Genomic DNA, 23894 nt, shown 5'->3' with positions numbered 1-23894 from the left:
CTACGCCTCGATCTCGGGGTGCAGCTTGGACAGGGTCCAGGTTCGGGAGCGGATCGCGCCCAGGAAGCCCAGGGCGATGCCGATCAGCAGGTACCCGACCATCATCCACACGATCGTCCAGACCGAGGACTCATCCACCCCGTAGGCCAGGCGCCGGATCGCGGTGATCGAGTGCCCCATCGGGAAGGCGTCGTGCATCCACAGCAGCGGCTGGGGCAGGGTCTGATACGGCATCAGACCGCCGCCGGTGACCAACTGGAGGATCAGCAGGATCAGCACCAGGAGCTTGCCCGGATTGCCCAGCAGGAAGATCAGGCCCTGCCCGATCGCGCTGAACGTCACCGAGACCAGGAGCATGAACCACAGCACCAGCCAGGGGTGGGCCATCTCGAACCCGAGGGCGAACTTCACGACGGTGAACAGGATCGCGGCCTGCGCCACGGAGACCACGGCGAACGGGATCCAGGAACCCAGCATGATCCGGAAGTTCGAGGTGTTCGACGCCTGCGCCCGCTCATTGGAGGGCCGCACGAACTGACCCGTGATCAGCACGCCGATCCACAGCGCCAGGGACATGAAGAACGGCCCCATGCCCTCGCCGTAGTTGGCGGCCGTGGCCAGCGAGTCGTGGTCGTTGGCCACCGGATCGGACATGACCTTGGCCAGCGAGCTGCGCTGGCTCTCATCCAGGTTGGGCACCTTGTTCGCGCCCTGGCGCAGCCCGTCGGTGAGGTTCTTCGACCCGTCCTCCAGGTCCGAGGAGCCGCTCTGCAGCTGCCCGGCGCCGTCATCCAGCTGGGTCGCGCCGGAGACCGCGTCGTCCGTGCCGGAGGCGAGGGTGTAGGCGCCGTCGCGAGCCTGGGTCTGCCCGTCCAGCAGCTGCTGGGATCCGCTGACCAGCTGGCCGGTGCCGTCGGTGAGCTCACCGGTCGCGGAGTTCAGCTGCTGCGCGCCGTCATCCACCTGGTTCACCCCGGAGACCAGCTGACCGGTCTTGTCGTTCAGGGTCTTGGCGCCGTCGGCCAGCTCGCCGGTCTTCTCATCCAGGGTCGCGATGCCGGACTTCGCCTCCCCGGTCTTCTCGTCCAGGGTCTTGGCGCCGTCGGCCAGCTCGCCGGTCTTCTCGTCCAGGGTCTTGGCGCCGTCGGCCAGCGTTCCCGCGGCGGAATCCGCGGACTTCACTCCCTGGGCGAGCGTGCTGGAGCCGTCCTTCAGCTGGGCGACGCCGCCGGTGAGCTGGTCGATCTGCTGGGCGATCTGGGAGACGCCGTTGGCCGCGCAGGTGGAGCTGCGCAGGGAGGCGAGATCCTTGCCGATGTCCGTGGCCTCGAAGTCGTTCAGGCCCTTCGCGGTGGCGTCGTTGATGCGCTGGTGCGCCTGCCCCCCGCCCAGGGTGCCCACGATCGCGTCGATCTGCTGCTGGGTGAGGTCGATCGTGCCGTCCTTGACCTGCTGCTGCAGGGTCTCGCGCACGATCTTCGCGTTCTCGGACACGACGGCGTTGGACACGTCCGTGCCCAGGCGACCGGTGGCCTTCTGGTCGTTGAACGAGGACAGGTCCCGGCAGACTCCGGTCAGGTTGTCGCCGACCTGGCTGATCCCGGACTCCTTCAGCTGGGTGTCCAGCTGGCCGATGCCCTGGTCCAGCTGGGTCGCGCCGGTCACGAGCTTGCCGGTGCCGTCCTTCAGCTGGGTGGCCCCGGAGGACAGCTGTGCGGTGCCGTCCTTGAGCTGGGTGGCCCCGGAGGACAGCTGTGCGGTGCCGTCCTTGAGCTGGGTGGCGCCCTGCGCGAGGGTGGCCGTGCCGTCCTTGAGCTGGCCGGAGCCGTCGGCCAGCTGCTGGGTGCCGTCCTTCAGCTGCCCGGCGCCGCTGCGCAGCTGCCCGGTGCCGTCGGCCAGCTGCCCCGTCGCGGAATCCAGCTGCTGGGCCCCGTCATCGAGCTGCTGGGCCCCGTCCAGACCCTGCCGCTGCCCGTCCACCAGCTGGTTCTCGGCGTCGTGCAGCTGGTGCGCGCCGCTGTTGAGCCGCTGGGAGCCGCTGACCAGGTCCGAGGTGCCGCCCTTGAGGCGATCGATGGCGCTGCCCAGCTGCACGGTCCCATCGGTGACCTTCTGGGACCCGTCCCGGGCCTCGACCAGCTGGCCGTGGATGTCGGTGAAGCTGGCCAGCAGCTGGTTGGCGGTCTCGTCGCCGACCTGGCTGGCGACGGTGTCGCGCACCGAGGTGCCCGCCTTCTCCACGATGTTGGTCAGCAGGTAGTTGTTCGCGTCGTTGGTGATGATCTCCAGGCCGGCCTTCTGGGGATCCACCTCGCCCGTCTTGCCGTTCTCATCCGGCTGGAACCGGGAGGTGGACAGCAGCTTCTGGGAGAAGTCCGAGGGGATGACGAGGGCGAAGCCGAGCTCGCCCTTCTCCACCTTGTCCACGGCCTCCTGTCGGGTGCTCACGTCCTGCCAGTCGAAGTTGCCGGCGTCCTTGAGCTCCTTCGCGACGTCCTCGCCGGTGTTCACATGCTTGCCGGACTCGTCGGTGGCGCCGCGATCGGACTGCACGAGGGCGGCCGAGACGTTGTCCACCCGACCGTACGGATTCCAGTTGGAGTACAGGTACACCCCGCCGTACAGCAGGGGCACGAGGGTCACGGCGAGCATGACCAGCTTGGGCAGCACGCCGTGGGAGAAGCGCTTGAGTTCGGTCAGGGCGAGGCGTAAGGACGTCACGGTCTTCTCCTAGTTCTCGTTCTCGGCGGTCTGGTCGGCGTCGTCGCCCTCGGGTTCGATCTCCTCGGCCGCGGCCTCCAGGTCGAACAGCTCCTCGAGGGAGAGCATCCGGGTGGGCGGGAGAGGGTCCTCCGCGGGCTGCCGGTGGCGTCCGCCCTCCTCCTCGTCGGCGATGTCGGGTCCGCGCCCGCCCTGCGGGTCCCCCTCGATGGCCACGGGGCCGTACCACTTGTCCGAGACGTGGGGGACGACGGCGATGACGGCCCGCGGGTGCTCCTCGTCCTGGGCCAGCTCCAGCAGGCGGGGGATCCAGGTGACGGAGTAGTGGGCGTGGCGGGAGGGGGTGTCGAAGACCAGCAGGTCCGCCCCGGAGTTGTGCCGGGCCAGGGCGGTCATGAGCCGGATCCGCTGCTCGCCGGTGAGCTGCTCGTCCCAGAGGTTGTTCAGATCCGCCAGGCCGTTCTCCTCGAGCCAGCGCCCGGAGTGGGGACGCTGCAGGAAGGGGTGGGGCATGTAGGAGAGCATCTCGGAGACGTAGTCGCGCACCCGCATGTGCTTCTCCATCTCGTTGAGCTCGGGGGCGTCCACGATGCTCGCGTGCCGGCGCAGGGCCTTGCGGGAGGACTCCTCGTTCCAGGTGATGGATCCGGACTCCGGTTTCATGCGCCCGGTGAGCACCAGGGCCAGGGCGGTGCGGGTCAGCTGTCCGGAGGCCTGCAGCAGCAGCAGCTCTCCGGGGGCCACGTCCAGGGAGGTGCGCTGGATCAGGGGGGCGTGGCGCCCCTTGGCGGTGATGTTCTCGGCGTGCAGCACGGCGGAGGAAGCCTCCAGGGTGGGGGTGGGATGGGTGGCGGTGCACGCCCGGCGTCGAGCGCGCGTCGTCGAGCAGAGCACCACTCTAGTTGAACTGACCGGTCAGTTCTAGATCGGAGCCCCGAATGCTTTGTGAGGTTATGCACCCGGGCGGCGGGCCGCGAAGAACTCCCGCAGCAGCCCCGCGCACTCGGCCTCCCGGACCTCGGGCAGCACCTCGGTCCAGTGGTTCAGCCGCCGCTCCCGCAGCACGTCGAAGACGGAGCCTGCGGCGCCGGCCTTCTCATCCCAGGCGCCGAAGACCACGCGGGGGACCCGGGCCAGTACGATCGCGCCCGCGCACATCGAACACGGCTCCAGCGTCACCGCCAGCGTGCACCCCGCCAGACGCCAGGTGCCCAGTTCCCGGGCCGCCTCGCGGATCGCGAGGATCTCCGCGTGGGCCGTCGGATCGGCGTCGGCTTCCCGGCGGTTGCGCCCCCGGCCGATGATCCTCCCGTCCGGACCGATCACCACGGCCCCGATCGGCACGTCGTGAGTCTCCAGGGCCGCTCGGGCCTCGCGCAGCGCCGCGTCCATCCAGCGCTCGGACTCGGACGGGATGGGGGCGCGACGCGCCGGGGGAGGGGGGCTGGCCATTCCACCATTGTCGGGCATCGCCTGCGATAGCGTGGGGACATGCGCGTCACGATCCTGGACCACCCGCTCGTCTCCCACAAGGTCACCGTCCTGCGCGATGAGCGCACCTCCTCCCCGCAGTTCCGGGCCCTGGTGGATGAGCTCGTGACCCTCCTGGCCTACGAGGCCACTCGCAGCATCCGTGTGGAGCCGGTCACCGTGCGCACCCCGGTGGCCGAAGCCCGGGGGGTGGGCATCTCCCGGCCCCGTCCGCTCGTCGTCCCGGTGCTGCGCGCCGGGCTGGGCATGCTCGAGGGGATGACCCGGCTGATCCCGACGGCGGAGGTCGGGTTCCTGGGCATGGTCCGCAACGAGCAGACCCTGGACATCGTCACCTACGCCGAGCGCCTGCCGGATGACCTCACCGGACGCCAGGCCTACGTGCTGGACCCGATGCTGGCCACCGGCGGAACCCTGATCGAGGCCATCCGCTTCCTGCGCCAGCGCGGGGCGGACCACATCACCTGTGTGTGCATCCTCGCCGCCCCGGAGGGCATCGCCGCTCTGGAGGAAGGGGTTGCGGATCTGCCGGACGTGGATCTGGTGCTCGCGGCGCGGGATGAGCGGCTCAACGAGAAGGCCTACATCGTCCCCGGGCTGGGGGATGCGGGGGACCGGCTGTACGGCGTCGTGGACTGACCCGGCGCGGGTGAATCGGATACGATCGCGGGAGCCCTTGACAGCTTCGCGATGCTGTGATCTCGAATCCCCTCGGGGGGCTCAGGGCGGAGGGAGCTCCGCTCCGCAGCCCGAGCTGCCGCGGTGGAGACGCCCTGCGCTCCGGTGCCCCCGGGTGTGCGGCACGTGCCGTCGAGGCTGCATAGGCTGTCGGATCCCCCACATCCATCTCACGATGCGAGATAATTGCGGGCATGTTACTTGCGGCTGGTGCGGGTTCGGACGACGATGGACGCGACGGGTTCTCCCGACGGCGGACCCGTCGCCCCGCAGACCCCACGAAGAGACGAGACTCCGATGTCAGGCGCCCCCGGTTATGTCCACATCTCCCAGCGCAACCGCGTGGTCCCGGCGCGGGGGATGCGCGGGATGGCCGCTCCGGTGAGCGGGCGCGGCGCCGTCGGCGAACCCTCCTCCTACCACTCCCTGCGCTCCGGGCCGCGCCCCGTCGCCTCGAACGCCGCCCCGGGGGCCACGGATCACGAGGCCCGCGGCTTCGTGCTGTACGTGGGCCTGAACGAGGACGTCGCGGCGGAGAACGGCACCTCCCTGGTGCGCATGGTCCAGGACATCCGCGCCTACGCCCAGACCCTGGTGCCCCAGGCGGAGTCCTACGCCGCCGTCGCGATCGCCCCCACCGGCACCGACGGCTCGGACCTCGAGGTGGTGCGCGACGCGCTGGGCGATCCGACCACCCCGCGCCACCAGGCCGAGGTCGGCGCGCAGCAGGGCTGGGGCCCCGAATCCTCGCCGAGCCGGCCCGCCGGCGTGCTCATCGACCTCTCCCGCCGCGAGGTCTTCCTGGACGGGGAGGTCCTGAACCTCACCTACAAGGAGTTCGAGCTGCTGAACTACCTGGTGGAGAACTCTCGGCGCACCGTGAACCGCGAGGAGCTGCTGAGCTCCCTGTGGCGCGACGCCGAGGAGACCCCCAATGAGCGCACCATCGATGTGCACATCCGGCGCCTGCGCTCCAAGCTGGGGCGCCTGGCCAACACGGTGCGCACCGTGCGGGGGCAGGGCTACCGGTTCTACGAGCACCCCGAGGTCATCGTCTGGGCCGCCCCCGAGTACTCCATCTGATCCCGGTTTCGCACCGCCGTCTCCCTGGCGTGCGCTGCGCGGGCGCCGGGCGGGGATCATCCCTAGACTGACGCCATGAGCTCTCCGACCTCCCTGCCGAAGACCCTCGTGATCATGCGCCACGCCGAGGCGGACATGCCCTGGGGGACCGGCGACTTCGACCGCCCCCTGACCCGGCGCGGTCGGGAGCAGGCCCCGGCGGCCGGACGGTGGCTGCTGGAGCACGGTGCGGTCCCGGAGATGATCCTGTGCTCCGCCGCCCTGCGCACTCGGCAGACCTGCACGTGGGTCGCCGATGCCCTGGGCGATGAGGCGCCCACGGCGAGCCTGGACGAGCGCCTGTACAACTGCTCCCCCGCCACGCTGCTGACGGCGGTGAACCGGGTCCCGGAGACCGTGGACTCCCTGCTGGTCATCGCCCACTACCCGGCGGTGCAGGAGGTGACCGAGCGCCTGGCCTCCCGGGACTCGGACTACGACGCCGTGATGGACGCCTCCGCCGGTTTCCCACCGTCGTCCCTGGCGGTGTTCTCCTTCGACGCCGACTGGGCCGCCCTGGACGGCGCCGACGCCCGCCTCACCGCCTTCGCCGCCTTCTGAGGCACGAGCACGGCGTCGGCCTTGGGCGGCGTTCGGGTGCGAGGTTCGTGCTGAGGTGCGCGGTTCGTGCTGGGGATGCCGCACGGCGGGAGGCATCTCAGCACGAACGCCGCATCTCAGCCAGCCGATGTTATCGATCAGCTATCACGCGCCCCTCCAGGACGCGAAGAAGGCCCTCGGATCCCTGTTATAGCAGGGATCCGAGGGCCTTCCCTTCGGCGGAGACGGGGGGATTTGAACCCCCGGTCCGGTGTTAGCCGGACCCTTCATTAGCAGTGAAGTCCATTCGGCCGCTCTGGCACGTCTCCGTGTGCTCTCCCGGGGGTCGGGCGGAACCGCATCCGGGAGAACAGCTCTTCCAGCGTACCGAGTGCCCGCGAGCCAGGTCAAAACCCCCGGTGCTGAGCTCGCGCCCCCGATAGGCTGGGGATATGGCCAGAAAGCAGCGGATCGTCATCGTCGGAGTCGGCCCGCGCGGACTGTCCGCGCTGGAGCGCATCGTCGCCCGGGCGGCCGCGCATCCGGAGCTCGCCGCCGAGGTGCACCTGGTGGACCCCTTTCCGCCGGGGGCGGGGCACGTGTGGCGCACGGACCAGTCCCGCCTGTACCTCATGAACACCCCCGCGTTCTTCCCCACCGTGGTGCCCAGCGACCGGACCCTGGCCACCGCCGAGGGGCCGACCCCGCCCGCGCCCGTGCCGGCCGTGGCCGGGCTGACCTTCGCCCGGTGGCGACAGCTGCTGGCCGAGGACCCGTCCCGCGCCGTCGTCGGGCTGTCGGAGGAGGACGTCGCCGAGCTGCGCGCGATGGGACCCTCCGGGTTCCCGTCCCGCAAGATCTACGGGACCTACCTCTCGGATGTGCACGCCCGGCTGATGGGCGCGCTGCCCGCCGGGATCGGGGTGTCCCACCACGCCCAGGAGGCGGTGCGGGTCGCCGCCGCCGGGCCCCGCGCGGATCGGCCGTACCGGGTGGAGCTGGGCGACGGCGTCGTGCTCTCCGCCGATGCGGTGATCCTGGCCCTGGGGCACACGGACGCGACCCTGCGCGATGACCAGCAGGACCTCATGGAGTTCGCCGCCCAGCACGGGGCCCGCTACCAGCCCCCGGCCGTTCCGGCGGATGTGCGCTGGGGCGCGCTGCCGGCCGGGCGCAACGTGCTGGTGCGCGGGATGGGACTGAACTTCCATGACGTGCTGACCCGGGTCACCGAGGGCCGCGGCGGCGTCTTCGAGGAGGACCCGGCCGACTCCCAGCGGCTGATCTACCGGCCCAGCGGCCGGGAGCCGAAGATCTGGGTGGCCTCCCGCCGCGGGACCCCCTACCGGGCCAAGGCCGTGCTGGACAGCTACTACCCGCCGTCGGTGGACAACCGCTTCTTCACCCGCGAGGTAGTGGACCGAACGCGCGCGGCGGCGGCCGAGCAGGGCCGGGAGGTGGACTTCGAGGCCGAGTACTGGCCGCTGATCCGCCGGGACGCCCAGTGGAACTACTACCGCACGCTGGTGCGCACCGACCCCGACGCCGTGCAGGGGGACCCGCAGGAGTTCCTGCGGGAGGTGGAGCGGATCCTGACCGATCCGGACCAGGGCTCCTGGTGGGCCAGGATGGATCGGTTCGCCGCGCAGCGGGTGCAGGAGCGGCTGATCCTGCGGCCGGAGCGGCTGATGCGCCCCTTCGCCGGGGTCAGCTTCGACTCCCACGAGGAATACGCCGCGGCCTTGGTGCACTTCCTGGACCGCGACGTCGCCGCCTCCTTCGCCGCGCAGGACAGCCCGCTGAAGATGGCCATCGGCTCCCTGAACCTCGCCCGCGCGCTGGCCAAGCACGCGGTGCGCGACCGCGGCATCTCGGGGGAATCCTGGCTGCGGGGGCTGGAGCGCAGCTTCGGCGCCCTGACGGACGGTCTGGCCTCCGGCCCGCCGGTGCTGCGGATCCAGCAGACGGCGGCCCTGGCCCGCGCCGGAATCCTGCGCTTCCTCGGCCCGGACCCGGTGTTCTCCACCGATCCGGAGACCGGGTGCTTCGCGGCCTCCTCCCCGTGGGTGCGCGACGAGCCGGTGGAGGCCACATGGATGGTCGAGGCCCTCGCCCCGGCCAACGACGTGCGCGCCAGCACCTCTCCGCTGATCGGGGGACTGTTCGAGGACGGGCTGGCCCGGCCGTGTCCCCTGCGTCTCGGGGACGGCGCGGCACCGACGCCTGGGCGCGGCTTCGACGTCACGGCCTCCCCGTACCGGCTGATCCGGGCCGACGGCGCCCCGGAGCCCGGGGTCTACGTGCTGGGTCTGCAGCTGTCCTCCGCGCAGTGGGGCACGGCGATCGCCGCGCAGACCGACGCGGAGCTGGCTTTCAGCGCTTCGACCCTGGCCGACGCCGAGGCGGCGGTCGCCGCGATACTGGGCCCGGTGGGCGCATGAGCGGGTCGGCATATTTTCGGATGTTCATGGAAGGGGGCCGGCCATGCTGAAGCACCGCGACGGAGAGCCGCGTCGTCCGGAGCGGCCTCGGCGGCCCGGCACCGAGAGGTGGTCCCTGGTCCTGTTCCTGCTGGCCACGGCCCTGACGATCGCGGTGCCGTGGCTGGTGGGGCTGACCCCCGGGCCCACCAGCGCGGCGGCGTTCATGCTCATGGTCGGGCCGCTGGTGCTGGGACTGGCCGGGGCGCGCCTGGCCCTGGAGACGCGCAGCATCCCGCTGGTGCTGCTGAACACCGCGGCGGCGTTCCTGTTCATGCCCATCGCCTCGGTGATCGTGAACATGACCGCCGGGGCCTGAGAACGGAGGCGGCCCGGGGCGCGCCCACGATCGGATGGGGCGCCCCGGGCCGGGATCGGGAGCGGAAGCTGAGGGATTCGAACCCTCGGTACGGGGTCGCCGCACACCGGTTTTCAAGACCGGCTCCTTCGGCCGCTCGGACAAGCTTCCAAGTCAGCGCCGGGTTCCAGCCAGTAGGATGGAGGTTCGACTCGACGCGGTAGCCCATCTTACCGGCCCCGCTGGAAAGCTGTCACGGAAAGCGAGACCCCATCCCCATGCGAGCAGTAGTGGAATCCCGCCACGGCGGCCCCGAGGTCCTGGAGGTCACCGAGATCCCGGATCCGGCCTGCGGTCCGCAGCAGGTCCTCATCCGCGTGCACGCGGCCGGCATCAACCGCGCCGACGTCCTGCAGCGCCAGGGGAACTACCCCATCCCGCCGGGAGCCACCTACATCTACGGCCTGGAGGCGGCCGGCACGGTCCTGGAGATCGGCCGGGAGGCGGAGGGACACCACGGGCTGAAGGTCGGGGACCCGGTGATGGCCCTGCTGGACAGCGGCGGCTACGCCGAGAAGGTCGCCGTGCACCACGCCCAGGTCATGCCGATGCCGGAGGACCTGGACTTCGTGCAGGCCGCGGCCCTGCCGGAGGTTGCCGCGACCGTGTGGTCCAACCTGTTCGTGACCGAGGGGCTCAGCCCGGACGGGCCCAACGACGACGAGGAGTTCGTCCTCATCCACGGCGGCACCGGCGGCATCGGGATGCACGCGATCCAGCTGGTCCGCTCCCTCGGCTACCGGGTGCTGACCACCGTGGGCAGCCGGGACAAGGCCGAGCGGGTCCGCCGGCTCGTCGCGCAGCAGGACGAGACCATCCGGCTCACCGGCGCCCACCAGGCCGGGGACGTGCGCGTCATCGACTACACCCGCGAGGACTTCGCCGCGGTGGTCCGGGAGGCCACCCGCGGGGTCGGGGCTGCGGCGATCCTCGACGTCGTCGGCGGGAAGTACCTGCAGGCCAACGTGGACTCGCTGTCCTGGCGCGGACACCTGGTGATCATCGGGCTGCAGGGCGGGGCGCGGGGCGAGCTGGATCTGTCCGCCCTGATGTCCAAGCGGGCCAGCATCACCGCGACGACGCTGCGCGTGCTCTCCCCGGAGGCCAAGGGGGAGATCCTCAGCGACCTCTCGGAGACCGAGCTGCCTCTGCTGGAATCCGGGGTCATCGACCCGATGGTGGACCGGGCGTTCCCCCTGGAGCGGGTGCGCGAGGCCCACGAGTACTTCGACTCCGGGGAGCACCGCGGGAAGGTCGTGCTGCGTCTGGCGTGACGGGGGTCTCGTCTGTGCCACAATGGTGGGGCACATCACCCGCACGAGGAGTCGACGGAGACCCATGAGCACCACCGCGCCCGCCGCCCCGCCCGAGGACCGGGCCCCGCAGGACCAGCCGCCCAACCACGTCGATCCCGAGGTCCTGGCCGCGGAATCCCGCCGGTGGACCCCCGCCCGGATCGCCGTGTGGGTCGGCGTCGGGCTGCTCGGCGGGCTCGGGTGGACCATGCTGGCCCTGGTGCGCGGGGAGACCGTCAACGGCATCTGGTTCGTCTTCGCCGCGGTGTGCAGCTACCTCATCGCCTACCGCTTCTGGTCCACCTACATCCAGGACAAGCTGGTCCGCCCGGATGACCGGCGCGCGACCCCCGCCGAGGCGCAGGAGGACGGCCGGGACTACATGCCCACGGACCGGCGGGTGCTCTACGGGCACCACTTCGCCGCGATCGCCGGGGCCGGTCCGCTGGTGGGCCCGGTCCTGGCCGCCCAGATGGGCTACCTGCCGGGGACCATCTGGATCATCGTCGGGGTGATCTTCGCCGGGGCCGTGCAGGACTACCTGGTGCTGCACTTCTCGATGCGCCGCGGCGGGCGCTCCCTCGGGCAGATGGCCCGGGACGAGTTCGGGCCGATCGGGGGGTTCGCCGCGATCCTGGCGACCCTGGCGATCATGATCATCATCACCGCGATCCTCGCGCTGGTCGTGGTCAACGCGCTGGCCGAATCCCCGTGGGGCGTGTTCAGCGTCGGCATGACGATCCCCATCGCCCTGTTCATGGGGGTGTACCTGCGCTGGCTGCGGCCCGGGAAGGTCATGGAGATCTCCCTGATCGGCTTCGCCCTGCTGCTGGCCGCGATCATCGCCGGCGGCTGGATCGCGGGCACGGAGTGGGGCCGGGCCCTGTTCACCCTGGATAAGGTGACCCTGGCCTGGTGCGTCATCGGCTACGGCTTCATCGCCGCGATCCTGCCGGTCTGGCTGCTGCTGGCCCCCCGGGACTACCTCTCCACATTCATGAAGGTCGGCACCATCGTGCTGCTGGCCGCGGGGATCATCCTCGTGCGCCCGGAGATCTCTGTCCCCGCCTTCTCCGAGTTCGCCTCCCGCGACGACGGCCCCGTGTTCTCCGGCTCCCTCTTCCCGTTCCTGTTCGTCACCATCGCCTGCGGGGCGCTGTCCGGCTTCCACGCGCTGATCGCCTCCGGCACCACGCCCAAGCTCGTGGAGAAGGAGCGCCAGACCCGCTTCATCGGCTACGGCGGGATGCTCATGGAGTCCTTCGTGGCGATCATGGCGCTGGTGGCCGCCCTGACCGTGGACCGCGGCGTGTACTTCGCGATGAACTCCGGGGCCGGGGCCACCGGCGGCACCGTCGAGGGGGCGGTGGCCTTCGTGAACTCCCTCGGCCTGACGGGGGTGCACGTGACCCCCGAGCTGCTGGACGGCACCGCCCACGCGGTCGGGGAGCACTCGATCGTCTCCCGCACCGGCGGCGCGCCGACCCTCGCGGTGGGCATGGCCGGGATCATGCACCAGCTGATGCCGAGCCTGGACCTGATGAGCTTCTGGTACCACTTCGCGATCATGTTCGAGGCCCTGTTCATCCTCACCGCGGTGGACGCCGGAACCCGGGTCGCCCGCTTCATGCTGCAGGACTCCCTGGGCAACGTGGTGCCGCGGTTCAAGGATCCCCGCTGGCGGCCCGGGGCGTGGCTGTGCACCGCGGTGATGGTCGCCGGTTGGGGGTCGATCCTGCTGCTGGGGGTCACGGACCCGCTGGGCGGGATCAACACGTTCTACCCGCTGTTCGGCATCGCCAACCAGCTGCTGGCCGCGATCGGGCTGGCCGTGTGCCTGGCGATCGCGGCGAACAAGGGGCGGGCCCGGTACCTGTGGATCATCGCGGTGCCGCTGGCCTTCGACGTCGTGGTCACCACGGTGGGCTCCTGGCAGAAGATCTTCTCGGCCAACCCGAAGATCGGCTACTGGGCCAATCACGCCGCGGCCAGGGAGGCGCTGGACTCCGGTGCCGGGACGTACGGCACCGCGAAGACTCCGGAGGCGATCGTGGCGGTGGTGCGCAACACCGCGGTGCAGGGCACGCTGTCCGTGCTGTTCGTGGTGCTGACCCTGATCGTGGTGGCCTGCTCGGTGGCGGTCACCCTCCGGGCGCTGCGCGGCCGGCCGGGCCCGGACCGCGACGACCCGTTCGTCGCCTCCCGGATGTACGCCCCGGCGGGTCTGATCCCAACCCGCGCGGAGAGGGAACTGGAGAAGGAATGGGCCGCGTTCGACGCCGCCCGCCCGCGGGGCGGTGCCGGGGGCAGTTCCGGGGCCGGTACCGATGCCGGTGCGGGGGCCGACCGGTGAGCGGGGGCCGCGGCGGGATGGGTCTGCTGATGCGGCTGCGCGAGTCCGCTCCGGTGCGCTTCGCCGCCGGGGTGCTCGGGGCGGACAAGTACCGGGGCTACCTGGAGTACCACCGCCGAGCAGGCCTCGCCGATCCGCCGATGACCGAACGCGAGTACTGGCGCCGCCTGGCCGAGCACCAGGAGGCCCACCCGGGGGCTCGCTGCTGCTGAAACCGCCCGCCTCTCGCCGCGGCGTCGTCGTCATCGGGTCCGTTTCCGCCCAGAGGGCATCTCCCGGAACGGGGTTGCCCGGGTGCGGAGCCGTCCGAGACAGTGGTCTCGGAGAACCCGGACCCCGGGTCGCACGGGCTCGACCCCGTGAGGAACCACAGCCCCTGGAGGGATCATGACGGAGAAGAACATCGGACAGCACGACGCCGCCGCCCCGCAGCCGGGGGATGCCACCCTGGAGCAGCTGGTGGACCAGTACGCGCAGATGTTCGCCACCGGGGTGCGCACCCCGGTGCTCAAGCGCCCGGACGACTACGGCATGGCCTTCGAGGAGGTCACCTTCCCCTCCCTGGACGGGGTGCCGCTGGGGGCTGGCTGATCCCGGCGGATTCGGATCGGCTGCTGATCATCAACCACCCGATGACCTGCAACCGCTACGGCTTCCCCGGCCATCTCGCCCCCTACGACCAGATGTTCGGCGGCTTCGAGGTGGACTTCCTGCCGGAGCTGAAGCACCTGCACGAGGCCGGGTACACCATCCTCACCTACGATCTGCGCAACTGCGGGCTGTCCGGTCAGGGCAACGGCGGCTTCTCCGGGCTGGGTCTGCTGGAGGCGCGCGACGTCGTCGGCTCCGTGCGCTACGCCCGCTCCCGCGAGGACCTCGCGGGGATGAAGCTGGGCCTGTTCAGCCGCTGCATGGGCGGGAACTCCACGATCATCGCGATGGACCGCTGGCCGAAGGAGTTCCGGGACGTGCAGGCGCTGGCGGTGCTCAACGTGGTCTCCGGGCGCACCTTCGTGGAGCAGGGCGCGCGCAACATCGGAGCGGATCCGCGGGAAGCGGTGGCGCGGCTGAGCGAGAAGCTGCTGCAGACCAACGGCATGCGCCTGGCCGAGGAGACCCCGGCTCCCCACGCGCCGGCGGTGAAGGTGCCGACCCTCATGGCGCAGCTGCACCGGGACTTCCTCATCGACGCCGACGGCGACGGGCGCGAGATCTTCGAGGCCCTGGGCGCGGAGGACAAGGAGCTGTTCTGGATCGAGGACTCCAACCAGCGGTTCTACGCCTACAACCACTTCGGGCAGCACCCGGAGAAGCTCATCGGGTTCTTCGACGAGAAGATGGCCTGATCGGGCCTCAGGTCCGGTGGAAGCACAACGAGAGAAGGAGACGACGAGGACGAAGGTGCTGGTGCTCGGAGCCGCGGGGCGGATCGCCCGGCAGGCCATCCCGATGCTCGACGCCGCAGGCGCCCAGCTGACCCTGTACGCCCGGGACGCCTCCCGGGTGCAGGCCCCGGCCGGAGCCCGCGTGGTGGAGGCCGATGTGAAGGACGAGGGTGCGCTCGCCGAGGCCCTGGCCGGCCAGGACGTGGTCTACGCGAACCTGGGCGCGGACCTGGACGTGCAGGCGGGGATCCTGGTGGAGGCGATGGGCCGGGCCGGGGTCTCCCGGCTGATCTTCGTGGACGCCCTGGGCATCTACGACGAGCTGCCGCCCGCGTTCAACGACTGGAACCAGTCCATGATCGGGGAGCCGCTGAAGGTGTTCCGCCGGGCGGCGGACACCGTGGAGGCCTCGGATCTGGAGTGGACCATCCTGCGTCCGGCCTGGCTGACCGACGCCGATGAGGTCGACTACGAGCTGACCGGCCGGGAAGAGACCTTCCGGGGCACCGAGGTGTCCCGGAAGTCCGTGGCCGCCTTCGTCGCCGAGCTCGCGGCCCACCCGCAGGAGCACGTCCGGGAGAACCTGGGACTGGGCAAGCCCGGCACCGACGGCGACAAGCCCTCCTGGTACTGACGCCCCGGGGGTCAAGCACCTGCGCTGAGGTGCGGGTTTCGTTCTCAGATGCGGGGTTCGTGCTGAGATGCCGCACGCCGTGACGCATCTGAACACGAACCTCGCATCTCAGCAGAAACCCCGCATCTCACGCGGGGCCCGCGCCGCTCAGATCGCGTCGAAGATGTTCAGGTACCGGCGCACCCGCTCGGACTCGGAGGCGAAGAACTCCTCCGGGGTGCCGTCGAAGCCGATGCCGCCGTCGGCCAGGAACACGATCCGGTCCGCGACCTTCCGGGCGAAGCCGATGTTGTGGGTGACCACCACCAGGGAGCGGCGCTCCCGGGCCAGCTCCACCATGACCTTGATGACCTCGGCCTCCAGCTCCGGGTCCAGGGCGGAGGTCGGCTCGTCGAAGAGCAGGTAGTCCGGCTCCACGGCCAGCGCCCGGGCGATCGCCACGCGCTGCTGCTGACCGCCGGAGAGGTTCTGCGGGTACTCCTCCAGGCGCCCGCCCATGCCGACCTTCTCCAGCAGCTCGACGGCGCGCTCGCGGGCCTGCGTCCGGTTCAGCTTCCCGTTGAGCACCGGCGGCAGGGAGACGTTGGTCAGCACGGTCTGGTTGGGGAACAGGTGGTAGTCCTGGAAGACCATGGCCGAGTGTCGGCGGATCCGGCGGATCGCGGCCTCGGCCGGGCGGGCCCCATCGAAGTCCACCGCGTCCTCCCCGATGCGCAGGGTCCCGTCGTCGGGGATCTCCAGCAGGTTCATCAGCCGCAGCAGGGTGGACTTGCCGGAGCCGGAGGGCCCCAGCACCACGGTGGTCTGCCCGTCGCGCAGGGTCAGGTCCACTCCACTGAGCACGGTCTGGCCGGAGAAGGACTTGGCGATGTTCTTCAGCTCAAGCATTGCTGCTCCTGAGGTAGCGGTTGGAGGCCCGCTCCACGCGGGACTGGATCCAGGACAGGACCGTGAAGATCACCAGGTAGACCAGGGCCACCTCGGTGTACAGGGCCAGCGGCTGGAAGGTCGTGGCCGCGATCTGACGGCCCACCTGGAAGACGTCGGACAGGGTGATGACCATGACCAGGGAGGTGCCCTTGACCAGGTCGATCAGGTCGTTGCCCAGCGGGGGCAGGGCGATGCGCAGGGCCTGCGGGGCGATCACGTGGCGCAGCATCTGCGGTCCCGTGTAGTTCAGGGTGCGGGCGGCCTCGAGCTGCCCGCGGGGGATCGAGTGCACCGCGGCGCGCAGGGTCTCCGCGGCGTAGGCCCCGGTGTTCAGGCTGAAGGCGATGATCGCGGAGGTCCACGCGGAGAAGGTCACCCCGATGGCCGGCAACCCGTAGAAGATGATGAACAGCTGCACGAGGATCGGGGTGCCGCGGAACAGCCAGACGTACACCGCGGAGATCCAGCGCAGCGGGGCCACGCGGGACAGCCGCATCGCGGTGGCCAGCACCGCGATCAGCAGGGCCAGCGCGAAGGCGACGGCGGACAGCGGAATGGTCACCTTGAGGGTGGCCAGGAGCAGCTGGGGCAGGGATTCTCCCCAGAGGTTCAGCAGGTCGGTCATGGGTTCAGCCCTTGGTCTGGGAGGCGGAGGGAGTGAGGTCCTGGGAGACGTACTTCGCGTAGATGCGGGTGAGGTCCCCGTCGTCGATGTGCCGGCGCAGAGATGCGTCGATCGCGTCCTTCAATGCGGTCTGTCCCTTGCCCATCAGGATCGCGGAGTCCACGGCATCGCCCAGGACGCCGTCGAGCAGGCGCACGTTGATGTCGGGACGCTCCCGGAAGAACGCGTCGAAGGTGACGAAGTCGTTGGCGGTGCAGTCCACCCGGCCGTAGTGCACGAGCATCGCGGCCTCGTCGAAGCCGGTCACCGGCACGATCTGGGCCCCGTGCTCGGCCATCTGCTGGCCGTAGTTGGAGGTCAGGGTCTGGGCCGCGGAGTGTCCGGAGACCTCGTCCACCGAGTGCAGGGCGGAGTCCTTGGCCACCCCGACCCGGCCCTCGCTCACCGCGTAGGGGATGGAGAAGTCGAAGGCCTTCTTCCGCTCGTCGGTCGGGGCGATGTTGTTGATGACGATGTCGTAGCGTCCGGCGTCCACCCCGGCGATCAGGGAGTCCCACTGGGTCTCCACGTACTCGGCCCTCACCCCGAGGTCTGCGGCGATCAGGTCCGCGATCTCCTTCTCGAAGCCCACGAGCTTCCCGGAGGAGTCGTGGTAGCCGTAGGGGCGGAAGGTGCCCTCCATCCCGATGCGGATCACCCCGTCCTTCCGGATCCGGGCCAGGGCGTCGTCGGAGCCGGCAGAGGCGCTCGAGGAGCCCTCGGTATCGGAGCCGGCGGTGCCGCAGGCGGCCAGCACCGCGCCGAGGCCGGCGAGTCCCGCCAGGCCCAGGGCCCGACGCCGAGTCACCGGCCCACCGGGGGCTCCCGGCCCTGACGGGTGCCCGCCCCTTCGTGGAGGACGGGCGGTGCTCATGCCGCCTCCAGGGCCTGGGTGAGATCCGCGATGAGGTCTTCGGCGTCCTCGATGCCCACGGCCACGCGCAGCAGCTGCTCGGGGATCAGGGCGGCCTCGCGGTGCTCGTCGGTGTAGGCCCCGTGGGTCATGTGCGCGGGCAGGCAGATCAGGGATTCGATGCCGCCCAGGCTCACCGCGAAGCCCCACACCCGCAGGGCCCCGAGGAAGGCGCGCACGTCCCGGCCCTCGGCCAGCTCCATGGAGAACACCGCGCCGGGACCGTCGGCCTGGCGGGCCTGGATCTCGGCTTCGGCCTCGCTGTGGGAACCGGGCACGTGGACCTTCGCCACCGCCGGGTGCGCTTCCATCGCGGCGATGACCTTCCGGGCGTTGTCCTGCTGCCGGTCCATCCGCACCGCGAGGGTCTTCACGTCCTGCAGCAGCCGGTAGGAGTCGATGGGGGAGAGCACCGCCCCGGAGACCAGCTGGGACTGGGTCATCCGGGCGGCGATCTCGTCGTCGTCGGTGCTCACGACGCCGCCGAGCAGGTCCCCGTGCCCGGCGAGGTACTTGGTCGCGGACTGCACGACGACGTCGGCACCCAGGGCCAGCGGGCGCTGCAGGTACGGGGTGAGGAAGGTGTTGTCCACGACGACGTACGCGCCGTGGCGGTGGGCCAGCTCGGCGACCCGGGCGATGTCGGTGACCCGCAGGGTCGGGTTGGCCGGGGTCTCGATGAACACCATCTTCACGGAGTCGTCGAAGTCCTCGTCGGTCAGCTCGTTCAGGTCCGTGACGAAGCGGTGCCCGATGCCGCGCTGGGGCAGCTCGATGGTCGCGAAGCAGTAGTTCCCGCCGTAGACGGGCAGGCTCATGATGATCGAGTCCCCGGTGCGCAGCAGGCCCATCGCCGCGGAGGTCGCGGCCATGCCGGTGGCGAAGGCGAAGGCGTGGCGGGCCCCCTCCAGGGCGGCCAGCGTCTGCTCCAGGACGGTGCGGGTGGGGTTGGCGCCGCGCTGGTACTCGTATTCGCCCTCCCCGCCCGCGGTGGGCTGGAGGAAGGTGGAGGCGGTGTAGATCGGCGGGACCACCCCGCCCTGCTCGACGTCGTGCAGCGCGTGGTGATGCCTGCCAAGGGGCCTCCTCGATCGGGTGCGTCCGGTGTCACCTGAGCCAAGCATGGCAGAGGGGGAGGAAATTCCCGGGTCGGTGGGTTTGTGGGTCGCACCGCGGCCAGTATGACGTCGCGTGTCCGTCAGCTGGTGATTTCCTGGGTGTGGCGACCGATCCCGATGACGCTCTGTCGCCAAGTCCCCGCCGGCGGTAGACTGGTGGGGACTTAGGGTGACCTCACCTGCGCGCGAGCCGCGCCGCGGTGGCGTCGCCGACACGGGCGCGACGGGAAGGCGGTGATGGACATGGGGCTGACGACGTTCCTGCAGGCGCGCCGCGATGCCGCGGAGCTGGGTGAGGGCGTGTGGCGCCGCGCGCACGATCGCTTCCGCCGGGGCCTGGACCGCTTCCACCAGATCCTGGAGCGCCTGCCCGAGGGCGAGGTGCTGGAGCAGACGATCCCCCTGGCCAACGAGCTGGCGGACCTGCTGCTGCGGGTGCGCGCCGTGGCCGTGACCGCCCAGGCCGCCGCACCCAGCTCCTCCACGGACGTCCCGGCCTCCCGGGATGGGCGCTGGTCCGAGCTGCACCGGGCGCTGTCCAAAGCCGGCAATGCCGTCGCGCAGTGCGCGGAGGCCCTGGCGATGATGCGCTGCAGCGGCGCCTGCGCGAGCGGATGCGCCAAGGCGGACGCCGTGAGCCGGCGCGTGGCCGCCGTCGTCGAGCAGGTGGCCGCCGCCGAGGCGCTGCTGCCCGGCCGTGAGCAGCCCCAGCCCGCAGCACCCGGCGTGCCCACCCCGGCCGACTCCGCCGCCTGAGGCCCGTCCGCACCGGGGCGGTGGCCCGGCCCCGTCGGCTCGGTTCAGAGCAGCCGGCGCTCGCGGGCCGCGGCCACCGCGGCGGTGCGGGAGCCGACCCCCAGCTTCTCGTAGATGTGCACCAGGTGCGTCTTGACCGTGGCCTCGGAGATGAACAGGGTCCGGGCCAGCTGCCGGTTGCTCGCCCCGGTGGCCAGCAGCCGCAGGATCTCCGTCTCCCGTTCGGACAGGGCCGTCTCCGGGCGGCTCATCCGCTGCAGCAGCGCCGCCGAGACCTCCGGGGCCAGGGTGCTGCGCCCGGCCGCGGTGTCCAGCACCGCCCGGCGCAGGTCCTCCGGCGGGGCGTCCTTCAGCAGGTACCCCAGGGCCCCGGCCCGCACCGCCGCGAGGATGTCCGCCTGCGTGTCGAAGGTCGTCAGGATCAGCACGGGCGGGCCGCCGGCCTCCCGGAAGCGGCGGGTCGCGGTGATCCCGTCCATGCCCTTCATCTGGATGTCCATCACGACGACGTCGGCCGACTCCCCGGCCGCCGCCAGCTGGGCCGCGCGCTCCAGCGCCGCCGCACCGTCCGCGGCCTCGGCGGCCACGCTCAGCTCCGCGAACCCCTCCAGCAGGGCCCGCAGCCCCGCGCGCACCACGGGGTGGTCATCCACCAGCAGCACCCGCACGGGGTGCGCCGTCTCGTTCCCGTCCATCATCCTCGCCTCCCGTCCTGCGTCTCCCTCGGGCCCGCCGATGGCGCCGCCCCGGCGACCCGCCCGGCCGTCCCGGCCGCCGCATCGAGGGCTGCCGCGGACTCCGCGGTCTCCTCCGAGGCGTCATCCGCGGTGCTCGCGGACCCGACGGCGTCGCCGGTCGCGGAGGTCAGCGGCAGGCGCATCCCGATCACCGTGCCCTCCTCGGGTGCCGAATCCACCGTCAGGCTCCCGCCCAGGGTCTGCAGCCGACGCCGCAGCCCCGGCAGCCCGTACCCGGAATCCGACCCGCCCGCGGCCCGGGGATCCTCCAGGGTCGCGGGGTCGAAGCCGACGCCGTCGTCGTAGACATCCAGCAGGGCCTCCTCCGCGGAGACGGTCAGGGTCAGCACGGCCCGGGCCGCCCCGGCGTGGGCGGTGACGTTGGCCAGGCTCGCCTGCGCCCCGCGCAGCAGCGCGGTCTGCACCGGCTCCGGCAGCTGCGTCGCCTCCCGGCCCTCCAGCCGCAGCGAGCACTCCAGGCGCTGCCCGCGGGCCGCCTCCTGCGCCTCGGTGCGCCGGCACAGGGCGGTCAGCGCCTCCGGCAGCCCCGGACCCTCGGGGACGGCGGCCAGATCCCGCACGAACCGGCGCGCCTGCGCGAGGTTCTCCCCGGCGCCCTCCTCGATCACGGCCAGCTGCCGCTGCACCTGCCGGGTGTTCCCGGCCGCCAGCCCGGCGCGCGCCGCCCGGGTGACCAGCAGGATCGAGGACAGGCCCTGGGCCACGGTGTCGTGGATCTCCCGCGCCAGCCGCTCGCGCTCCTCGGCGCGCCCGGCCCGCCGCTCCCGCTCCGCCAGCTCAGCCTGGGCCAGGCGCAGCGCCTCCGCGGTGCGTGCGTGGTGCTCGGCGTCGGCGGCCAGGGAGCGGTACGTGGAGGAGATGACCACCGCCAGCACGGCCCCCAGCAGCGGACCCACCGCGGCGCCGGCGGAGTAGTCCCCGCCGCCGTGGGCCAGGGGCACCAGGGCCGAGACCGCCCACAGCAGGACCACCGCGGCCAGGCCCGTCCGATGCGGGTACAGGTGCAGGAACAGGAACATCAGCGGGAAGACCACCCACACGAAGTCCGGGGAGATCGCCACCAGGCACAGCCACAGCAGCGTCACCGTCGCCAGCCACGACCCGGCCCACCGCCGCGGAACCCCGGAGGGCGCACCCTCCGGCCCGGCGCCAGGCCCGGCTCCCGGTTCGGAGCCCGGGACGGTCTCACCCCGCCCCGCCCGGCGCGCGTGGCGGTTCTCCCACACGGTCCCGGCCAGGTACACCGCGGCCAGCAGCGCGGTGGCCGCGATGGCGCAGGCCGCCGGGGCGGCGTCGGGAACCCGGGTGCCCGTCCAGAGGTAGCGGACCAGGCCGAAGCCCAGCAGGAACGCGAACATCACGTGCAGCGCGACCCGCAGGGTCCGCAGCACGGGCAGCTGGGGCCGGGTGGCCCGGGAGACCGGGTGCCCGGTCGCGGAGTGCCCGGCGGACGCGGTGCGGGACCGCCCGACGGCGCGGGCGCGCGAGGCGGCGACGGGATCGGCGGTCGGATCGGCGGGTGGGTCGAGGGGGCGGGGCACGGGATCACTGTAGCTGCCGTGGGCCCCGCCGGGCCGGGTGCGGGCGGCGTCGGACCCGGACATCAACCGAACGGATGATCCGGGATCCGCCGGGGCCCCGATGTGCCGGACACCCCCGCCGCCGGAGAGTGGAGATCGATACGGACGAGACCCGAGAAAGGAGCCCACGATGTACCTGGGCATCCGCGACATCCGCGCCGCGAAGGGCCGGTTCGCGCTGATCGGCTCGGTGGTCGGGTTGATCACCCTGCTGCTGGTCATGCTCACCGGCCTGACCGGCGGGCTGGGGGCGCAGAACACCTCCGCGCTGAGCGCGTTGAAGGCGGACCGCTTCGTCTTCGGCCCCGGCACCTCGCAGAGCGACGACGGGAAGCCCCCGCAGGCCGAGGTCTCCTTCACCGCCTCCGGGATCACCCGGGAGCAGGCCGAGGCCTGGCGGGGCACCGACGGGGTGGAGCAGGCGACGCCGATCGGCATCACCCAGACCCGGGTGGAGGGGGACTCCGCCGCCACCGCCGCGATCTTCGGGGTGCCCGACGGCTCCGACCTGCCTCACCGGGCCGCCGGCGAGCCGCTGCAGGGGACCGCGCAGATCCGCTCCGGGACCGCCGTCGTCTCCCGCACCGCGGCCTCTGACCTCGGCGTCGGGGTGGGGGACCGGGTCGCCGTCGGCGGCCGGACGCTGGAGGTCACCGGGGTGCTGCCCGACGAGTGGTACAGCCACAGCCCCGTGATCTGGGCGGACACCGGCGCCTGGCAGGGCCTGACCCACGCCTCCGGCGCCGGAGAGCAGACCCCCGTCGGCACGGTGCTGGCGGTGCGGGGGAACCTGGACGACGCCGCCTGGACCGCCGCGGAGCATCGCACCGACACGGTCACGGCCACCACCCGCGGATCCTTCCAGGGGCTGGCCTCCTACTCCTCGGAGCGGGGCTCCCTGCTGACCATGCAGGGCTTCCTCTACGGGATCTCCGCGCTGGTGACGATCTCCTTCCTCACCGTGTGGACCATCCAGCGCACCCGCGACATCGCGGTGCTGCGAGCCCTCGGCGCGGCCGGGTCCTACCTGGTGCGCGACGCCGTCGGGCAGGCCGCCGTGATCCTCGCCGTCGGGGTCGCGGCCGGGACGCTGGCGGCCACCGGACTCGGCGCCCTCGCCGCCCGCGGGGTGCCCTTCACGCTGGACGCGGCCACGACCCTCGTCCCGGCCGCCGGAATCTGGATCCTCGGGATCCTCGGCTCGCTGGTCGCGGTGCGCCGAGTCGCCACCGTGGACCCCATGATCGCCCTGGGAGGCAACTGATGAGCACCATCGAGAAGATCGAGAAGACCCTGCACCCGACCGCCGGACACACCCCCGAGCACCGGGCCGGCGAGCACCGGGGTGCTGGCCATCGGGCCGACGAACGCCCGGTCGAGCGGTCACGGCGTGAGCCGGTCGGCGAGGCCGCCTCTTCGCCCCTGGTCCTGCGCGGGGTGAGTCTGGAGTACCCGGACGGCACGGACGAGGACGGCCGGCCGCGGACCCTGCAGGCCCTGGATTCCGTGGATCTGAGCGCCGAGCGCGGCCGACTGTGCGCCGTGGTCGGGGAATCCGGTTCGGGGAAGTCCTCGCTGCTGTCCGTGGCCGCCACGCTGATCGCCCCCACCGACGGGTCCGTGCGCATCGCCGGGACCGAGACCGTCGGGGCCGCGGAGAAGGAGCGGGCCCGGCTGCGGCGGGAGGAGATCGGCGTCGTCTTCCAGCAGCCCAACCTCATCGCCTCCCTGACCGCGCTCGAGCAGCTGCTGATCGCCGAGCACATCCGCGGGCTGCGCGGGAAGCGGCTGCGGGCCCGCCGGGAGCGGGCCCAGGAGCTGCTGAACCGGGTGGGCCTGGCCGGTCTGGGGGATCGGCGCCTGCACCAGCTCTCCGGCGGGCAGCGTCAGCGGGTCAACATCGCCCGCGCGCTCATGGGCTCCCCGTCCGTGCTGCTGGCCGACGAGCCGACCTCCGCACTGGACGCCTCCCGCTCGCGGGAGGTCGTGCGGCTGCTGGTGGAGATCACCCGGGAATTCGACGTCGCGACCCTCATGGTCACCCACGAGACCGAGCTGCTGGACGCGGCGGACCGGGTGGTGACGATGAGCGACGGCCGGCTGACGGAAGGGGTCTGA

General features: G+C 71.8%; 23 protein-coding genes and 2 tRNA genes. 14 read left to right on the top strand and 11 right to left on the bottom strand.

Translation table 11 applies throughout. From position 1 onward, the window contains the following. Genes AC0VXQ_RS09385 through tadA form a run of 3 tightly spaced genes read right to left on the bottom strand, consistent with a single transcriptional unit; the run spans position 1 to position 4173 of the window. Positions 1 to 2721: a YhgE/Pip family protein gene (locus AC0VXQ_RS09385; protein WP_475528522.1), complete on the bottom strand. Its 2721-nt coding sequence runs from the start codon at positions 2719 to 2721 to the stop codon at positions 1 to 3. 9 nt (positions 2722 to 2730) lie between these two features. Then, positions 2731 to 3615: a P-loop NTPase family protein gene (locus tag AC0VXQ_RS09380; protein ID WP_129357667.1), complete on the bottom strand. Its 885-nt coding sequence runs from the start codon at positions 3613 to 3615 to the stop codon at positions 2731 to 2733. A 57-nt stretch (positions 3616 to 3672) separates the two neighbouring features. Continuing rightward, positions 3673 to 4173, bottom strand: coding sequence for a tRNA adenosine(34) deaminase TadA (gene tadA / locus AC0VXQ_RS09375; protein ID WP_061225297.1), 501 nt, complete (start codon positions 4171 to 4173; stop codon positions 3673 to 3675). Between the two features lie 39 nt (positions 4174 to 4212). On the opposite strand from tadA, the gene upp reads away from it, so the two are divergent. The 3 genes from upp (at position 4213) to AC0VXQ_RS09360 (ending at position 6573) form a co-directional block, all read left to right on the top strand. After that, positions 4213 to 4851, top strand: a complete 639-nt coding sequence (upp, locus tag AC0VXQ_RS09370) for a uracil phosphoribosyltransferase (protein WP_475528519.1) — start codon at positions 4213 to 4215, stop codon at positions 4849 to 4851. A gap of 336 nt (positions 4852 to 5187) precedes the next feature. Further along, positions 5188 to 5973 carry a winged helix-turn-helix domain-containing protein gene (locus AC0VXQ_RS09365; RefSeq protein ID WP_058730750.1) on the top strand — a complete coding sequence of 262 codons (786 nt, stop codon included), beginning with the start codon at positions 5188 to 5190 and terminating at the stop codon, positions 5971 to 5973. A 75-nt stretch (positions 5974 to 6048) separates the two neighbouring features. Further along, positions 6049 to 6573, top strand: a complete 525-nt coding sequence (locus AC0VXQ_RS09360) for a SixA phosphatase family protein (protein WP_058730751.1) — start codon at positions 6049 to 6051, stop codon at positions 6571 to 6573. A gap of 219 nt (positions 6574 to 6792) precedes the next feature. Here the strand turns inward: AC0VXQ_RS09360 and AC0VXQ_RS09355 are convergent. Then, a tRNA-Ser gene (locus AC0VXQ_RS09355) sits at positions 6793 to 6881 on the bottom strand. A 123-nt stretch (positions 6882 to 7004) separates the two neighbouring features. Here AC0VXQ_RS09355 and AC0VXQ_RS09350 point away from each other — a divergent pair. Together AC0VXQ_RS09350 and AC0VXQ_RS09345 are read left to right on the top strand one after the other, a co-directional pair. Then, the gene (locus AC0VXQ_RS09350; RefSeq protein ID WP_061225299.1) at positions 7005 to 8993 is read left to right on the top strand and encodes an FAD/NAD(P)-binding protein; all 1989 of its coding nucleotides are present in this window, start codon (positions 7005 to 7007) and stop codon (positions 8991 to 8993) included. 43 nt (positions 8994 to 9036) lie between these two features. Further along, positions 9037 to 9351, top strand: coding sequence for a hypothetical protein (locus AC0VXQ_RS09345; RefSeq protein WP_100464199.1), 315 nt, complete (start codon positions 9037 to 9039; stop codon positions 9349 to 9351). A 62-nt stretch (positions 9352 to 9413) separates the two neighbouring features. Here the strand turns inward: AC0VXQ_RS09345 and AC0VXQ_RS09340 are convergent. Continuing rightward, positions 9414 to 9501, bottom strand: a tRNA-Ser gene (locus AC0VXQ_RS09340). 107 nt (positions 9502 to 9608) lie between these two features. Between AC0VXQ_RS09340 and AC0VXQ_RS09335 the strand changes: the two genes are divergently transcribed. The 6 genes from AC0VXQ_RS09335 (at position 9609) to AC0VXQ_RS09310 (ending at position 15057) form a co-directional block, all read left to right on the top strand. Beyond that, positions 9609 to 10664 carry an NAD(P)H-quinone oxidoreductase gene (locus AC0VXQ_RS09335; RefSeq protein WP_100464198.1) on the top strand — a complete coding sequence of 352 codons (1056 nt, stop codon included), beginning with the start codon at positions 9609 to 9611 and terminating at the stop codon, positions 10662 to 10664. Positions 10665 to 10728: 64 nt separating this feature from the next. Continuing rightward, the gene (locus tag AC0VXQ_RS09330) at positions 10729 to 13038 is read left to right on the top strand and encodes a carbon starvation CstA family protein (RefSeq protein ID WP_475528515.1); all 2310 of its coding nucleotides are present in this window, start codon (positions 10729 to 10731) and stop codon (positions 13036 to 13038) included. After that, positions 13035 to 13250 (top strand): YbdD/YjiX family protein, encoded by a 216-nt coding sequence (locus AC0VXQ_RS09325; protein WP_311197649.1) that lies wholly within the window; start codon positions 13035 to 13037, stop codon positions 13248 to 13250. Before AC0VXQ_RS09330 ends, AC0VXQ_RS09325 begins: the two co-directional genes overlap by 4 nt. Before the next feature lie 175 nt (positions 13251 to 13425). Continuing rightward, positions 13426 to 13629 carry a hypothetical protein gene (locus tag AC0VXQ_RS09320; protein WP_475528511.1) on the top strand — a complete coding sequence of 68 codons (204 nt, stop codon included), beginning with the start codon at positions 13426 to 13428 and terminating at the stop codon, positions 13627 to 13629. 41 nt (positions 13630 to 13670) lie between these two features. Beyond that, positions 13671 to 14384 carry an alpha/beta hydrolase family protein gene (locus AC0VXQ_RS09315; RefSeq protein WP_475528509.1) on the top strand — a complete coding sequence of 238 codons (714 nt, stop codon included), beginning with the start codon at positions 13671 to 13673 and terminating at the stop codon, positions 14382 to 14384. 55 nt (positions 14385 to 14439) lie between these two features. Then, positions 14440 to 15057 (top strand): NAD(P)H-binding protein, encoded by a 618-nt coding sequence (locus AC0VXQ_RS09310; RefSeq protein ID WP_129357670.1) that lies wholly within the window; start codon positions 14440 to 14442, stop codon positions 15055 to 15057. 147 nt (positions 15058 to 15204) lie between these two features. Here AC0VXQ_RS09310 and AC0VXQ_RS09305 read toward each other — a convergent pair whose 3' ends face one another. Genes AC0VXQ_RS09305 through AC0VXQ_RS09290 form a run of 4 tightly spaced genes read right to left on the bottom strand, consistent with a single transcriptional unit; the run spans position 15205 to position 18688 of the window. Beyond that, a complete protein-coding gene (locus tag AC0VXQ_RS09305) occupies positions 15205 to 15945 on the bottom strand; it encodes an amino acid ABC transporter ATP-binding protein (protein WP_064725723.1) in 741 nt (246 codons plus the stop codon). Continuing rightward, complete coding sequence (locus tag AC0VXQ_RS09300) at positions 15938 to 16612, bottom strand: amino acid ABC transporter permease (protein WP_058730758.1); 675 nt, start codon at positions 16610 to 16612, stop codon at positions 15938 to 15940. The genes AC0VXQ_RS09305 and AC0VXQ_RS09300 overlap by 8 nt, the downstream gene beginning before the upstream one ends. Positions 16613 to 16616: 4 nt before the next feature. Then, positions 16617 to 17525 (bottom strand): transporter substrate-binding domain-containing protein, encoded by a 909-nt coding sequence (locus tag AC0VXQ_RS09295; RefSeq protein WP_081046104.1) that lies wholly within the window; start codon positions 17523 to 17525, stop codon positions 16617 to 16619. Then, entirely contained in the window at positions 17522 to 18688 is a 1167-nt protein-coding gene (locus tag AC0VXQ_RS09290) for a trans-sulfuration enzyme family protein (RefSeq protein WP_475528504.1), read from the bottom strand. Before AC0VXQ_RS09290 ends, AC0VXQ_RS09295 begins: the two co-directional genes overlap by 4 nt. Before the next feature lie 231 nt (positions 18689 to 18919). Between AC0VXQ_RS09290 and AC0VXQ_RS09285 the strand changes: the two genes are divergently transcribed. Further along, entirely contained in the window at positions 18920 to 19438 is a 519-nt protein-coding gene (locus AC0VXQ_RS09285) for a dehydrogenase (RefSeq protein ID WP_279752297.1), read from the top strand. Positions 19439 to 19482: 44 nt separating this feature from the next. Here the strand turns inward: AC0VXQ_RS09285 and AC0VXQ_RS09280 are convergent, their stop codons facing one another. Beyond that, positions 19483 to 20136: a response regulator gene (locus AC0VXQ_RS09280; protein WP_058730761.1), complete on the bottom strand. Its 654-nt coding sequence runs from the start codon at positions 20134 to 20136 to the stop codon at positions 19483 to 19485. Further along, on the bottom strand, positions 20133 to 21737 hold the full coding sequence (locus AC0VXQ_RS09275; protein ID WP_475528500.1) for a sensor histidine kinase: 1605 nt from the start codon (positions 21735 to 21737) through the stop codon (positions 20133 to 20135). Before AC0VXQ_RS09275 ends, AC0VXQ_RS09280 begins: the two co-directional genes overlap by 4 nt. 169 nt (positions 21738 to 21906) lie before the next feature. Between AC0VXQ_RS09275 and AC0VXQ_RS09270 the strand changes: the two genes are divergently transcribed. Beyond that, the gene (locus AC0VXQ_RS09270) at positions 21907 to 23040 is read left to right on the top strand and encodes an ABC transporter permease (RefSeq protein WP_058731363.1); all 1134 of its coding nucleotides are present in this window, start codon (positions 21907 to 21909) and stop codon (positions 23038 to 23040) included. Continuing rightward, positions 23040 to 23894, top strand: a complete 855-nt coding sequence (locus AC0VXQ_RS09265) for an ABC transporter ATP-binding protein (protein WP_081046105.1) — start codon at positions 23040 to 23042, stop codon at positions 23892 to 23894. The genes AC0VXQ_RS09270 and AC0VXQ_RS09265 overlap by 1 nt, the downstream gene beginning before the upstream one ends.

The sequence above is a fragment of the Rothia sp. QJM3NY_36 genome, from assembly GCF_056173115.1.
The sequence above is the reverse complement of the archived record's forward strand: the minus strand, read 5'-3'. Positions and strand labels throughout refer to the sequence as shown.

Bases quoted from the DNA above. Each gene is read 5' to 3' on its own strand.
- tadA (WP_061225297.1), bottom strand. From the start codon at position 4,173: ATGGCCAGCCCCCCTCCCCCGGCGCGTCGCGCCCCCATCCCGTCCGAG.
- upp (WP_475528519.1), top strand. From the start codon at position 4,213: ATGCGCGTCACGATCCTGGACCACCCGCTCGTCTCCCACAAGGTCACC.
- AC0VXQ_RS09365 (WP_058730750.1), top strand. From the start codon at position 5,188: ATGTCAGGCGCCCCCGGTTATGTCCACATCTCCCAGCGCAACCGCGTG.
- AC0VXQ_RS09360 (WP_058730751.1), top strand. From the start codon at position 6,049: ATGAGCTCTCCGACCTCCCTGCCGAAGACCCTCGTGATCATGCGCCAC.
- AC0VXQ_RS09350 (WP_061225299.1), top strand. From the start codon at position 7,005: ATGGCCAGAAAGCAGCGGATCGTCATCGTCGGAGTCGGCCCGCGCGGA.
- AC0VXQ_RS09345 (WP_100464199.1), top strand. From the start codon at position 9,037: ATGCTGAAGCACCGCGACGGAGAGCCGCGTCGTCCGGAGCGGCCTCGG.
- AC0VXQ_RS09335 (WP_100464198.1), top strand. From the start codon at position 9,609: ATGCGAGCAGTAGTGGAATCCCGCCACGGCGGCCCCGAGGTCCTGGAG.
- AC0VXQ_RS09330 (WP_475528515.1), top strand. From the start codon at position 10,729: ATGAGCACCACCGCGCCCGCCGCCCCGCCCGAGGACCGGGCCCCGCAG.
- AC0VXQ_RS09320 (WP_475528511.1), top strand. From the start codon at position 13,426: ATGACGGAGAAGAACATCGGACAGCACGACGCCGCCGCCCCGCAGCCG.
- AC0VXQ_RS09315 (WP_475528509.1), top strand. From the start codon at position 13,671: ATGACCTGCAACCGCTACGGCTTCCCCGGCCATCTCGCCCCCTACGAC.
- AC0VXQ_RS09305 (WP_064725723.1), bottom strand. From the start codon at position 15,945: ATGCTTGAGCTGAAGAACATCGCCAAGTCCTTCTCCGGCCAGACCGTG.
- AC0VXQ_RS09300 (WP_058730758.1), bottom strand. From the start codon at position 16,612: ATGACCGACCTGCTGAACCTCTGGGGAGAATCCCTGCCCCAGCTGCTC.
- AC0VXQ_RS09295 (WP_081046104.1), bottom strand. From the start codon at position 17,525: ATGAGCACCGCCCGTCCTCCACGAAGGGGCGGGCACCCGTCAGGGCCG.
- AC0VXQ_RS09290 (WP_475528504.1), bottom strand. From the start codon at position 18,688: ATGCTTGGCTCAGGTGACACCGGACGCACCCGATCGAGGAGGCCCCTT.
- AC0VXQ_RS09285 (WP_279752297.1), top strand. From the start codon at position 18,920: ATGGACATGGGGCTGACGACGTTCCTGCAGGCGCGCCGCGATGCCGCG.
- AC0VXQ_RS09280 (WP_058730761.1), bottom strand. From the start codon at position 20,136: ATGATGGACGGGAACGAGACGGCGCACCCCGTGCGGGTGCTGCTGGTG.
- AC0VXQ_RS09270 (WP_058731363.1), top strand. From the start codon at position 21,907: ATGTACCTGGGCATCCGCGACATCCGCGCCGCGAAGGGCCGGTTCGCG.
- AC0VXQ_RS09265 (WP_081046105.1), top strand. From the start codon at position 23,040: ATGAGCACCATCGAGAAGATCGAGAAGACCCTGCACCCGACCGCCGGA.